Raw genomic sequence first — 13,165 nt, 5'->3', positions numbered from 1 at the left:
TAGGGAGGCAACCTCTCTCACTCCCTCGCCCCGTTCTTACGGGGAGAGGGTGGGGTGAGGGGCTGCCTCCGCAAATTCAAATCGAATTGTGAGCCTCAGTACTGCGGCTCGTACATCTGGGACTGAACCAGTCCCTTCACGTCATTGGGCGCGGGTCCGTCCGCGAGCGCGCGCTGAAAAGCGACATCGGCGACGGCGGCGGCGATACGCACCGAGACCTCGCGGATGCGCGGCAGCGCCGGATAGAGGCTGCCCTGCGCGAGATCGTCCTTGCCGACGCAGTCGGCGAGCGTATGGGCGGCCGCCATGAACATCTCGTCCGTCACCAGCCGCGAGCGGCTGGCGATGACGCCGAGGCCGACGCCCGGAAAGATGTAGGAGTTGTTGCCCTGGCGCGGCACGAAGGTACGACCGTTGAGCTTGACCGGGTCATACGGACTGCCGCAGGCAAACAGCGCGCGGCCCCCGGTGTAGCGGTAGGCGTCCTCCGCCGAGCATTCGGCCTTCGAAGTCGGATTGGAGAGCGCGAACACGATCGGCTGCTCGTTGAGCTCGGCCATCGCCTTGAGCACGTCGGGCGTGAAGGCACCCCCGACCGCGGCAACACCGATGATCGCCGTCGGCTTCAGCGTCCTGATCGCCGTGAGGAAGTCGGCGATCGGCGCCTGGCCGGCATGGGCATAACGGAGCTTGTGGCCGGACAGGCCTTCACGGCCGCCGACGACGAGGCCGCGGGAATCCACCAGCCAGTTGCGGCGGAGCGCTTCTGCCTCAGAGGCGCCCTCCGCCATCATCGCGGACGTCACGAGATCGGCGATGCCGGTCGCGGCCTCGCCCGCGCCGAGGAACAGGATGCGCTGTTCCTTCAGCTTGCCGCCGTTGACGCGCAGCGCCGAAAACAGGCCCGCGAGCGCCACCGCAGCCGTGCCCTGGATGTCGTCGTTGAAGACGCAGGCCTCATCGCGGTATTTGTGCAGCAGCTTGAACGCCGAATGGTTGGCGAAATCCTCGAACTGGATCAGCACTCCCGGAAAGGTCTTTCGCGCGGCGACCATGAACTCGTCGACGAAGCTGTCATAGGCCTCGCCCGTGAGCCGCCGCTCGCGCAAGCCGAGATAATACGGGTCTTTCAGCAGCTCTTCATTGTTGGTGCCGACGTCGAGCACGATCGGCAGGCACGTTTCGGGATGCACGCCGGCGCAGGCGGAATACAGCGAGAGCTTTCCGACCGGAATGCCCATGCCGTTGGCGCCGAGATCGCCGAGGCCGAGGATGCGCTCGCCATCGGTGACGACGATCAGCTTGGCCGGATAGGGCCAGTTCTTCAGGATCTCGGCGATCTGGCCGCGATCGCGCGAGGAGATGAACATACCGCGCGGGCGCTGGAAGATCAGGCCGTATTTCTGGCAGGCGAGCCCGACCGTCGGCGTGTAGATGATCGGCTGGATCTCGTCGATATTGTCGACGACGACACGGAAGAACAGCGCCTCGTTGCGGTCATGCAACGCATTCAGCGCGACATATTTCTCGAGATCGGTCGGCAGCGTGCGCAGATTGACGAGCACGCGCTCGACCTGGGTTTCCATCGTCAGCTCGCAAGGCGGAAGCAGCCCACGCAGGCCGAGCGCATCGCGCTCCTGCGCGGTGAAGGCGGTGCCCTTGTTGAGCAGGGGATCGCGCAGCAGCGCCATGCCGTGCACGGAATCGGACGATGTCGAATGGGCGCTGACCCGAGCAGGTCTATTCACGAATTCCCCCAGGGAGTTTCTTATTGAAGGGCGGGCATTGTCGGCCAGCGCTCACTGGAGATCAAGGAGGCAGAAAACCGCGGCACGGATTGTGATGCCGCACCGCAGCGAGGTTTTCGCGACAGACCGGCCGTCGTGCACGAAAAGGTTAACGCCGCAAAGCTAGACACTCCTCTCATGTGAGGGTGTGCAAGACGCGCCGCGTTGGCGGTGGGGCTCCCTCTCCCGCTTGCGGGGGAGGGTTGGGGTGGGGGTATCTCCGCGTCGGGACTGTCGAGAATCGCGGCGGATGTCCCTGTGTGGTGAGAGCCCTCACCCGCCGCGCTCTGCGGCGCGTCGGCCTCTCCCGCAAGCGGGAGAGGCAAGCCCGCGCGATCTCACACCCGCGGCCATCCTTCGAGACGGCCGCTGCGCGACCTCCTCAGGATGAGGGAAGCGCGTGTGGCGCCGCGAGTTACTCCGCCTTGATATCGGCGGCCTTCACGATCGGCCACCATTTCTCGGTCTCGGCCTTCTGGAAGGCTCCGAGCGCTGCGGGCGTTTGCTGATCGGGCGGAGGAATCTCCTGCCCCAATTCGCCAAACCGCTGCTTGACGGAAGCGTCGGCAAGCACGGTGACGATGGCCGCGTTGAGCTTCGCGACGATCTCCTTCGGCGTGTTCTTCGGTGCCCAGATGCCGTGCCAATAGGAGATGTAGAGGCCGGGCAGCCCCGCCTCGTCGACCGTCGGGATATCGGGCGCGGAGGCGAGCCGCGTCGGCGATGTCACCGCGAACGCCTTGATCGCACCGTTCTTGTAGTGCGGCAGCGAGTTGGAGGCCTGATCGAACATGATGTCGATCTGCCCGGCCACGAGATCGATCATGGCGGGCCCCGCGCCGCGATACGGCACGAACTGGAAGTCGGTGCCGGTTCTCTCCTTGAAGAAGACACCGGCGACGTGGGCCCCGGTGCCGGCGCCCGCGGTGCCGGCGGTCACCTTGCCGGGATTGGCCTTCAGCCACGCGATCATCTCTTTCAGAGTGTTGGCCTCGATCGACTTCCGGCCGACGATGAGCTGCGTGCCCATCGCGATCGTCGCGACCGGCTCGAAGTCGGCGATCACGTCGTAGGGCAGCTTGAAGATCGCGCCGTTGAGCACATGCGTGCCCCAATGGCCGATCGTGATCGTGGTGCCGTCAGGCGTTGCGCGCGCGACGCGGGCGCCGGCGATGCTGCCGGAGGCGCCGGCGACGTTTTCGACCACGATCGTCGCGTGCAACTCGGCAGCGACCCGCTCGGACAGGATCCGCGCCAGAGTATCGGTCGGACCGCCCGCAGCGAACGGCACCACGAGGGTGATGGGACGCGATGGAAACAGCTGGGCGTTTGCCGGTGTGGCCCACGCCGCACATCCAAGCAACGCACAAATGACGATCACATGACCGCGCAGTCCAGCCCACCGCCCCCACATTCCATCCACCCTTTTTCACCGCCCGCATGTCGTCAGCGAACTGGGGCGAAGTGAACGCTGCCGGTTCAACCAAGGCAAGCGGTAAGTTTACCGAGCGACTATCCTGCCGCTCGACGCGGCGTCAGATGAGCGGCGCTGTCAGCCGGCGGCGCGATGTGCATCAGGATGGTCTGGGTGGCGGATGCGACCTCGATGCCGTTGTGCTGGAAACGCTGCTTCATGCGGCGGTTGAATTCGCGCTGCACCGGCCAGCGGCCAGCCTCGGTGCAGCGGATCTGGCCCACGATCGACACCATGGCGCCGTCGACCTTGTCGATGCCCCAGAGCTCGAGATCGCCGCGGATCAGGCTGCGGAATTCCACCTCGCGGCGCATCTCGTCGACGATGTCCTTGAGAATCTGGCCGGCGCGGTCGGTATCCTCCTTGTAGGCGACGTTGACGCTGACGGACGCATTGCCGGCGCCGCGGCTGGCGTTGGTGATGGTCGTGACCGCGCTGAACGGCACGATGTGCACGGCACCGTCGCCGGCCCGGAGCCTGATCGTGCGGATCGAGACGTTCTCCACCACGCCCGATAGCCCGGACACGCTGACGTTGTCGCCGACCTGGACGGTGTTCTCCAGCAGCAGGAACAGCCCGGTGATGAGGTCCTGCACCAGCTTCTGCGAACCGAAGCCGATGGCGATACCGACGATGCCGGCGCCCGCCAGCAGCGGTGCGACGTTGACGCCGATTTCGCTGAGCGCCGTGAGGCCGACGACAGTGGCGATCAGGCAGAGCAATGCCGTGCGCAGCATCGGCTGAAAGGTCCGCAGCCGCGCTGCGCGCGCATAGTGCCCGTCCCGCGACAGCGAATTGATCTGGCGGTCGAGCAGCGCGTTGCTGGCTTCCCAGATCGCAGCTGCAATGAATACGGCAAGTCCGATCGTCACCACCGCCGAGATCAGCCGGCTGCCGATCTGGCCGCCATAGAACCAGACGATGGCGTCGACGCCCCAGACTTCGAGCACGGCCACCAGGCCGATGAAGGCGATGACGCCGGATACGATCTTGCGCAGCAGTGGCAGATAGCGGTTGGCGCGGATCTCGAGGCCCGGAAAGCGCTGGAGGATTTCCGGCTTGATGCGGAAGCCGCGGTCGATCAGGCCCAGCGTCAGCATGATGGCAACGCGCGTGATCAGCGCCACCGCGATGGTGCCGACGAAATATTGCAGCAGCAACGAATAGCCGTTGCGAATGTTCAGCGCCCACACGGCCCACAGCGCCAGGTCGAGCGCGATGGCGAGATAATGCCAGCCGCCCGCAATGCGGTTGCGCAGTCCCGCCGCGATCCCCTGCCGGTCGGCCGGAGCGCGGATGGCTTCGGCGACCTGGCGGCGGCATTGCAGGATGATCACGACGATGAAGAGATGCACGACCAGCATCACCATGCGCAGGAGCGCGGCATAGCCGCCGCGATGCAGGCCGAGCAGCAGCGCCACATTCGCAAAGGCGATGCCGGAGACGCCGACACCGACGATACGGCGCGCCCAGATCTCGATATAGGCGGCGGTTTCGGCCCTGACCGGAAACAAGCCGAACGGTCCCGCCAGCACACGGACCACACAGATGAGCCCGCGCGAGAACGCATAGGCATTGACGACGGCGAGGATCACGAGGCGGACGGTGGTGGGCTCGCCGATCTCGGTGCCGAGCAGCGCCGTGGCGCCACCGACAAAGACCAACACGGGTAGCAGCTCGAGCAGGAAGCGTCCCAGCACGAGCGGCAGCCGCAGCATGATTTGCCAGGCCCGCGCCAGGCTGTGGCGGCGCATGTGCAGTTCTGGCGCGGGGGTGACATCGGCCACCGATGACGGGGGATCGGCAATGGGCAATACCTGCACCGGCAGACGCGCCGTTTGCGGCATGCGCCCTTCCAGGAAGGCGACGGGGCGCCGGATCAGACGGAAGATCACCCATTCGGCGCAGAAGGCGCAGCCGAACACCAGCGCGAGCTTCCAACCAATCTCGATCAGGAGATTGTAGGCCGCGGGATCGTTCGCGGTCCGCACGATCCAGTAATAGAACGCCGGGAAGTGCGTGAGCGTCCTGGCCATATCGGCGACGTCTCGCGAAATTTCACCGATCTCCTCAGACACGGTGAGCATGAGCTGCGCACCGAGACCGTCGGCCGCGAGCGGGATCGGCGATTTTGGTTCGGGCGCGGGCTGCTGTGCACCGGACGCATTGGCGATCGCACGCAGCGTGTCGATCATCTGCGCGCGCTTCTTGTCATCCTGCAGCGTCTCCAGCGCGCGCTTGGCCTCATCGGGCGATAACGCGGCAGCGCTGTTTGCCGCAGGCGCAGGCGGCGCGGCGCGGACGCTGGAGAGAGACGAGATCGCGATCAAGAGCGCGGCGAGAAGCGCGAAGGCAAGCTTATGCGACACGAGGGATTCCCTGGGAAAAATGAATGCGACGGCGACGTCGGGACCGTCACCGCCGAAGCACATGCATCATGTCGGATCGACGCTATTCGCCCGGGCGCTGTGTCGGAAGTTGGCCAATGAGGCGACATTCTCTTGGCATTTGCCGCGGTGCAGGAAGCGGGAACCCCGGTCTCAAGGCCGGACGTGCAGCGATTGGAATGCGGGCACGCGGCTGGAAGCTCGGCTGCGGCCATCCTTCGAGACGCCCGCCTGCGGCGGGCCCCTCAGGATGAGGGATGAGTATGCGGCTGCATTTCAATGCAGCTGGATGCAGCTGAGCCTCATCCTGAGGAGGCCGCGAAGCGGTCGTCTCGAAGGACGAGGCGCTCGCTCAGGCGCCGCCGAGACGTCATGTGCGATCGTGCTGATATGAGATCACCCTGCGTCATTCCGGGAGTCGGCCCGGAATGACGCGATGAGGAGGAGGAGAGAAGCAGGATATCGAAAGCGCGGCGGCCTCGTCACGGCCATCCGACATGATCGCTGTGATGCAATCGGTGTGATGCAGAATACAGCGCCGGGCAGGTAGGGGCTATGCCACACTGATGCAGCCCACTAGACCTTGGCCCGGCGTGCCGTTCGCGTTTCTGCCGCTATGCGATAGTCCGAACGAGCTCCATCGCACTTAACGCGGCTGGTTCTGCGGAGGTGGTGTCATAGACCTCCCCTTGCTCTTGATGTGGACGTTGCGCGTCGCTTGTTTGCGACCATTGGGATGGTCCTCCCGTGACGCAAGACTGTCAAGCAAGATCAATGGTGCGCAAATCACATTTGAGGGCGCGTTCCATTCCACCGCGAGGGATTCGCTGCAGCGAAATACGAGAAGTAGGCGGATTGCAAGAACCGCCCTTCCCGCCAATGTGGAGCGCGTCTGCTACGGGATGGCGCGCGGGTACTGAGGGTTTGGGGATGGTGACATCATGCTCCTGTTTTGCCCGACGTGTCAACGATTTCGTTAAATCCGCAGGCGCTCGCGCTGACCTTCAAGTCATTGATTTCGCTATCCCCGGCTACTGTGCATGGGGTTGTTTTCGCGTTTTTTGTTTCTTGCCCGCCTTCTCCTCGTTCTCCTCCTTCTCCAGCGCCTTGCGCACCTCGTCGAATTCGCCCAGCGAAGCCTTGTCGGCGCGGGGGAAGCGCAGATCGAGCTTTTCGAGCGCCGCGACGATGGCCGACCCGATCACGACGCGGGCGAACCATTTGTGATCGGCCGGCACGACGTACCACGGCGCATGCGGCGTTGCCGTGTGCCGGACGATGTCCTGATAGACCGCCTGGTAGCGCGGCCACAGCGCGCGCTCCTTGATGTCGTCCATCGAGAACTTCCATTGCTTGGCCGGCTCCTCCAGCCGGTCGAGGAAGCGCTCGCGCTGCTCGTCCTTGGACAGGTTGAGGAAGAATTTCAGCACCACGGTGCCGTTGCGACAGAGATAGCGCTCCCACGCAGAGATGTCCTCGAACCGCTCCTTCCAGATGCTCTTGGTGACGAGCTTTGGCGGCAGCTTCTCCTTGGCGAGTATCTCCGGGTGCACCCGCGTCACCAGGCATTCCTCGTAATGGGAGCGGTTGAAGATGCCGATATGGCCGCGCTCCGGCAGCGCGACCGCGTGGCGCCAGAGGAAGTCGTGGTCGAGCTCTCTGCTGCTCGGCGCCTTGAAGGCACTGACTGCGCAGCCCTGCGGATTGATGCCCTCGAAGATCGCCTTGATCGCAGAATCCTTGCCGCCAGCGTCCATCGCCTGGAACACGATCAGCACCGACCAGCGGTCCTGGGCGTAGAGCTTCTCCTGAAACGCAATCAGCCGCTTCTTGTTGGCGTCGAGAAGCTCCTGCGCCTTCTCCTTGTCGAGATCGCCCTTCTCGTCGGTCTTGTGGTCCTTGAGATGAAACTTGCCCGAACCGTCGTAGCGGAATGGCGTGATGTAGCGGTCAAGTTCCTGGGCGAGCGATTTGGACGGCTTCTTGCTCATGAGCGCGGGGCACCTTGCGTTGCGGCTTCAATCGATCGAGCAAGCTACCAAGGATGCCCTTCGGAAGGAATATGATGAAAAGCACCAGCAGCACGCCGTAGACGAGATTGTCCCAGCCGACCGCCTTGGTGCCAAAGCCGATGCGCAGGGTCTCGGCCAGCATAATCGTGATGATGGCGCCGAAGGTCGGACCGAGCGAAACGAACAGGCCGCCGACGATGGCTGCGAACACCATCTGGAGCGACACCGCGATGCCGCTGACGGTGTCGGGCGTGATGAACATCTGGTACTGGCAGTAAAGCGCGCCGGCCAAGGCCGTCATCAGCGCGCTGAGCAGCGTGATCTTCAGCTTCTCCGCCGTGACGTCGACGCCGGCGGCGGCCGCGGCGTCCTCGTCCTCCGAGATCGCCTCCAGCGCATAGCGGGCCATGCTGCGGTCCACCCAGTGCCAGAGCACGATGCCGAACAGCCAGACCCCGAGCGCGATCAGGTACCAGGTGATCTTGTCGTCGAATTGCAGCGACCAGAGCTTGTTGCCGGCGGCTCGGTTCGGCGTGTAGCCGAGCGACCCGCCGGTGTAATCGCGCGTCGCCGTGATGACCTGGAGCACGATGCCGGAGAGCGCCAGCGTCACCAGCACGAAATAGTGCCCGGTGATGCGAAAGCGAAAACAGGGATAGCCGACGATCAGCGCCAGGGCGCCGGCCGCGGCCATGCTGACGGGAATGCCGATCCAGGGCGACCATCCCAGGTGATTCCAGAGCAGCGCCGTGACATAGGCGCCGATGCCCATGAACCCGCCATGGCCGAGCGAGACCAGGCCGAACCGCCCCATCATCGACCATGACGTATAGGCGAACGACCAGATCAGGATCAGCACCATGATGTGCAGATGATAGGGATCGCGATAGACGAAAGGCAGCGCGACCAGCGCCGCCAATCCGATACCCCAAGCTGCAAGCCGTCCCCGCCCCATCATCGGCGCCTCGCAAGCAGGCCCGCGGGCCGGACGAACATCATGACGATGAAGAACGCGAAGGCGAGCACGTAGCCCCATTCGAGATCGGAGAACAGGCCGCCGAGCGAGATGATCTCGGCGAACACGAAGGCGGCGATGAAGCCGCCGATGAAATTGCCCAAGCCCCCGAGCACGCAGATCAGGAAGGTGATCGGCCCGAACGACAGACCGACGAAGGGATGCACATCATATTGCAGAACCAACAGGCAGGCGGCGAGCCCGGCCAGCCCACCGCCGATCGCGGATGTAATGAGATAGATGCGCTTGGTATCGACGCCCATCAGCGCCATGATCTGCCGGTCCTGCGAGATCGCCCGGATCGCGGTGCCGGTGAAAGTCCGCGTCATGAACAGATAGACCGCGACCATGCCGACTAGCGCGGCCAGGAAGGACAGAAGTCGTGCGTAGCTGAAATTCATGTCGCCGAAAGCGAGCACCGGCAGGCGGATGCCGAGGTTGCGGAAGTCGATGCCAAAGGCAACGGTGGCAAAGCTCTGCAGCACGAACAGCACCCCGCCGGTCGCGAGCAACTGGTTGATCGGCGGCGCCGTGAGCAGCGGCGCGATCACGAGGTAATGCAGCGCCGCGCCGAGCAACGCGACCAGCAGGATGGTGAGCGGCGCGGCGAGGAAATAGCTGATGCCGTAATACTGCACCAGGAAATACATCGCGTACATGCCGATCATCACCAGCTCGGCGTAGCAGATCCAGGTCACGTCGATGACGCCGAAGATCAAATTGAGCCCGAGCGCGAGTAGCGCCAGCACGCCGCCGAGCAGGATGCCGTTGATCACGGCCTCCAGCAGGTAGATGTCGAAAATGTCCAGAAATGCTTGCATGCCCGCATGAACCTCACACCCCGAGATACGCTTCCTTGACCGTGTCGCTCGCCAGCATCTCGGCCGAGGTGCCCGAGGACCTGATCGTGCCCGCCTCGATCAGATAGGCGCGATCGACCACCCGCAGCACCTGCTGCACATTCTGCTCGACGATCAGCACGGTCAGCCCGCTGGCGCGGATCCGCTTCACCAGCTCGAACACCTGCTGCACCACGACCGGCGCGAGCCCCGCCGACGGCTCGTCGAGCAGCAGCAGCTTTGGATTCGACATCAGCGCGCGGCCGATCGCGCACATCTGCTGCTCGCCGCCGGACATGGTGCCGGCCATCTGGTGGCGTCGCTCCTTCAGGCGCGGAAATAGGTCGAACACCACGTCCAGCCGCTCGGGATAGTGCCCACGCGCCTCCTTCATGAAGGCGCCCATCTTGAGATTGTCGTCGACGGATAGCTGCGGAAACAACCGCCGGTTCTCCGGCACATGCGCGATCCCGAGGCTGACGATCTTGTGCGGCGGCGTCGCCACGACGTCGACGGCTTCCATTCTGATCGACCCGCGCGAGGGGCGGATCAGCCCGGAGATGACACGCATCAGGGTGGTCTTTCCGGCCCCGTTGGGCCCGATAACGCCGACGGCCTCACCCGCCCTCACGTCGAGATCGACGTCGAACAGTGCCTGGAAGGTGCCGTAGCCGGCATTGACGCCGCGGAGCTCCAACATCACTGCACCCCTGCGCGGCGGCGCGCTGCGGCGGCCGCGGCCTGCGTTGTCTCGGCGTCGGTGCCGAGATAGACCTCGATGACGCGGGGATCGCCGGCAACGGCACTCGGCAACCCTTCCGAGATCTTCTCGCCGTGATCGAGCACCATGACGCGATCGACGACGCGCATCAGCACGCCCATGATGTGCTCGACCCAGATGATGGTGATGCCGAGTTCGTCGCGGATGTTGCGCAGCATGTCGGCCGCCTGACCCATCTCGGCCTCGTCGAGGCCGCCGAGGCTCTCATCGGCCAGCAGAAGTTTTGGCGCGGTGGCGAGCGCTTTCGCCAGTTCGAGCTTTTTCAGACCGGCTGCGCCGAGGCCATCGACACTGGCATGGCGATCGGTCGGCAAGCCGACCATCGCCAGCGATCGCTCGGCCGCCTCCTCGGCCCTGGCACGGCTGTGGCGGCCCTGGCCGTAGAATCCGGCGAGCGCGACGTTCTCGAAGATCGTCAAGCGACGGAATGGTCGCGGGATCTGGAAGGTGCGACCGATGCCGCTGTTGATGATCCGGTGCGGCGGAAGGCCTGCGATTTCGGAGCCGTCGAACAGGATCGAACCGGACGTCGGCGCCAGCGTACCCGAGAGCATATTGAAGATCGTGCTCTTGCCCGAGCCGTTGGGGCCGATCAGGCCGAGGATCTCGCCCTGATCGACTTTGAACGACACATTGTTGACGGCGGTGAAGCCACCAAACCGCTTCACCAGCCCGTTGACTTCCAGCACCGTCCCGCTCTCCTCTCTGCGCGCCTTGGCGCTACTGGTTGCTGTAGGTGGTGCCCTTCGGCAGCGGCAGCACGGCCTCGCGCTGCGCCTGGCTCTTGGGCCACACCACGGAGGATTTGTCGTCGATGTATTGGATCACGACCGGGAACGAGCGCTCGTTCTGCCCGGCCATCGGCGTGCCCTCGCCGTAAAACTTGACACCGAAGCCGAGCATGGTGCCGCCCTCGGGAATATCGGTATCGAGCGCAGCCTTGCGCAGCGCATCCGGATCAACCCCGCCATATTTCTTGATTGCGCGCGGCAGCACGTCATTCATGAACACATACGTGTTGGACGCACCGATGCCGACATGCGCCGAGCGGATCGCGACGCCGGGCCGGATCTTGTCGAACTCCTCGCCGACCATCTTGATCACGGGCGGGAGCTTGGGATCCATGGTCTTCTGGTTGGCAAGCCAGATCGAGATCGGGTCGGTGTTGAAGATGTAGGTGGCATCCGTGCCCATGCCTTCCTTCAGCTTCTCGTAGACGCCGTAACCCGCACCGTGTCCCATCAGCGCGCCGAACTTCAGCCCCTGCTCGCGCGCCTGACGCAGCAACAGCGTGATATCAGGGTTGTAGCCGGTGTGGAAAATGACGTCGGGCTTGGCGCGCTTCAGCTTGGTCACCAGCGCGGAGAGGTCAGGCGCGGTGGCCGAATAACCCTCCTTCATCACGACGTTGAAGCCCGCCTTCTTCGCGCCGGCCTCGTTGCCCCTGGACACGTCGACGCCATAAGCGCCGTCTTCGTGAATGATGGCGACGCGCAGATCCTTCGGCTCCTTGTCGAACTTCGCCTTGGCGTTCTGCGCGATGAAATCCATCGTCATCATGCCGAATTGATCGCCGCTCGCCTGCGGGCGGAAGACGTATTTATAACCCTTCTCGTTGAACACGGCCGACGAGATGCAGGTCGTCATCCACATGAACTTCTTGAGCTGCTCGACGCGAGCGGCGACCGGCACGCATTGCGCCGAGGAGAAGAAGCCGAGCACCATGTCGACCTTCTCCTGCTCGAGCAGGCGGACGGATTCGTTGATCGCGATGTCGGGCTTGCTCTGGGCGTCGGCATAGACCGCCTCGATCTTGTAACCCTCGACGCCGGTCTTGGCGAAATGGTCGAGAACGATCTTTGCGCCGATATAGCCGAGTTCAGAGCCGCCGCCGGCGAGAGGCCCGGTCAGATCGAATACGACGCCGATCTTGATCTTCTTCTCTTTGCCTTGATCCTGGGCCTGGACGGACAGCGCCAAGCCCGTCGCTGATATCGCGACCAACAGCCCACGCACCAAACGGGCAGCCATGCGCACGCGCATCAGAACCTCCTTGGACGATTGTGCATTGCATTCTTTTTGGTTTTGTATTTTTACCCATCACATGGGCTGGGCGCAGCGATGTCAAGCCTCGCGCATCAGCGCGACGCGAACTGCTGCTCGACAAAAGCCGTGACAAATCGCGGCATGGACGGCGTGAGATCACTCATCCCGCGCACGAGATGGATCGCCGAGAGCTCTGGCTCGGCCTCCGCCGCCAGATTGGCTTCGATCCGCGCACGCGCCACATCACCCGGCATGTCCAGGTTGATAATTTGCAGCATCGCAATCGTTGGGCCAGTGACGACGCAGTGCCAGTCGGGCTCGATCCGATAGTCGGCCTCGGTCAGGCCGGTCTCTTCCTCGAGTTCGCGGATCACACTGCCGGGAATGTCCAGCGTGTCGCCCCTGACGTCGCCGAGATCGGGCGTGCCCGACGGGAAATAGATCCGGCCTGCATTGGCGGTGTGCTGCGCCATCTCGCCCATGACGAAGGCGCCGTCGGAGGTGAGCAGCGCGCCCATGCCAAAGCCGTTGAACACGGCCTTGTCGGGAAAGCCCCAGTCGCGCCAGGCGAGGAAGCTCGCGAAATCCGTCTCGAAATAGGTCGTAGAAAGATGGCCGTCGGCGAACATCGCATCGCGCCCGAGCAGGACGCCACCGTTCCAGAGTTTTGGTCGTTCGCGCTGCTTCTCGGCGAAATGCGCCGCGATCTCGTCACGCCGCTCCTCCGCGAACGGCCAGACGATCGGCCGCACGGCAAGATCAAGCGTCGTGACGCGATGGATTGTCAGTGACGTCATGACGCCTGGTTACCGAGACTTCGCGTC

Annotated in this window: 10 protein-coding genes; all 10 read right to left on the bottom strand. The window is 64.0% G+C overall.

Annotated elements, in window-relative coordinates; translation table 11 throughout:
- Window positions 1-95: 95 nt before the first annotated feature.
- Complete coding sequence (locus tag FXB41_RS24490) at window positions 96-1,748, bottom strand: NAD-dependent malic enzyme (RefSeq protein WP_219683485.1); 1,653 nt, start codon at window positions 1,746-1,748, stop codon at window positions 96-98.
- Between the two features lie 454 nt (window positions 1,749-2,202).
- On the bottom strand, window positions 2,203-3,201 hold the full coding sequence (locus FXB41_RS24485; protein ID WP_219683484.1) for a tripartite tricarboxylate transporter substrate-binding protein: 999 nt from the start codon (window positions 3,199-3,201) through the stop codon (window positions 2,203-2,205).
- Between the two features lie 98 nt (window positions 3,202-3,299).
- The gene (locus FXB41_RS24480; RefSeq protein WP_219683483.1) at window positions 3,300-5,630 is read right to left on the bottom strand and encodes a mechanosensitive ion channel domain-containing protein; all 2,331 of its coding nucleotides are present in this window, start codon (window positions 5,628-5,630) and stop codon (window positions 3,300-3,302) included.
- Between the two features lie 1,049 nt (window positions 5,631-6,679).
- Complete coding sequence (locus tag FXB41_RS24475) at window positions 6,680-7,639, bottom strand: polyphosphate kinase 2 family protein (protein ID WP_007601037.1); 960 nt, start codon at window positions 7,637-7,639, stop codon at window positions 6,680-6,682.
- Window positions 7,599-8,618 carry a branched-chain amino acid ABC transporter permease gene (locus FXB41_RS24470; protein ID WP_007601029.1) on the bottom strand — a complete coding sequence of 340 codons (1,020 nt, stop codon included), beginning with the start codon at window positions 8,616-8,618 and terminating at the stop codon, window positions 7,599-7,601. The genes FXB41_RS24475 and FXB41_RS24470 overlap by 41 nt, the downstream gene beginning before the upstream one ends.
- Complete coding sequence (locus tag FXB41_RS24465; protein WP_219683482.1) at window positions 8,615-9,496, bottom strand: branched-chain amino acid ABC transporter permease; 882 nt, start codon at window positions 9,494-9,496, stop codon at window positions 8,615-8,617. Before FXB41_RS24465 ends, FXB41_RS24470 begins: the two co-directional genes overlap by 4 nt.
- 13 nt (window positions 9,497-9,509) lie before the next feature.
- Window positions 9,510-10,214 carry an ABC transporter ATP-binding protein gene (locus tag FXB41_RS24460; protein ID WP_007601025.1) on the bottom strand — a complete coding sequence of 235 codons (705 nt, stop codon included), beginning with the start codon at window positions 10,212-10,214 and terminating at the stop codon, window positions 9,510-9,512.
- Window positions 10,214-10,984: an ABC transporter ATP-binding protein gene (locus FXB41_RS24455; RefSeq protein ID WP_007601023.1), complete on the bottom strand. Its 771-nt coding sequence runs from the start codon at window positions 10,982-10,984 to the stop codon at window positions 10,214-10,216. Before FXB41_RS24455 ends, FXB41_RS24460 begins: the two co-directional genes overlap by 1 nt.
- Before the next feature lie 31 nt (window positions 10,985-11,015).
- Window positions 11,016-12,338, bottom strand: a complete 1,323-nt coding sequence (locus tag FXB41_RS24450; protein WP_007601021.1) for an ABC transporter substrate-binding protein — start codon at window positions 12,336-12,338, stop codon at window positions 11,016-11,018.
- Window positions 12,339-12,433: 95 nt separating this feature from the next.
- Window positions 12,434-13,138: a hypothetical protein gene (locus tag FXB41_RS24445; RefSeq protein ID WP_007601019.1), complete on the bottom strand. Its 705-nt coding sequence runs from the start codon at window positions 13,136-13,138 to the stop codon at window positions 12,434-12,436.
- Between the last annotated feature and the right edge of the window lie 27 nt (window positions 13,139-13,165).

It is taken from the genome of Bradyrhizobium canariense (genome assembly GCF_019402665.1).
GTDB lineage: Bacteria > Pseudomonadota > Alphaproteobacteria > Rhizobiales > Xanthobacteraceae > Bradyrhizobium > Bradyrhizobium canariense.
This window is presented reverse-complemented; position numbering and strand designations above follow the sequence as displayed.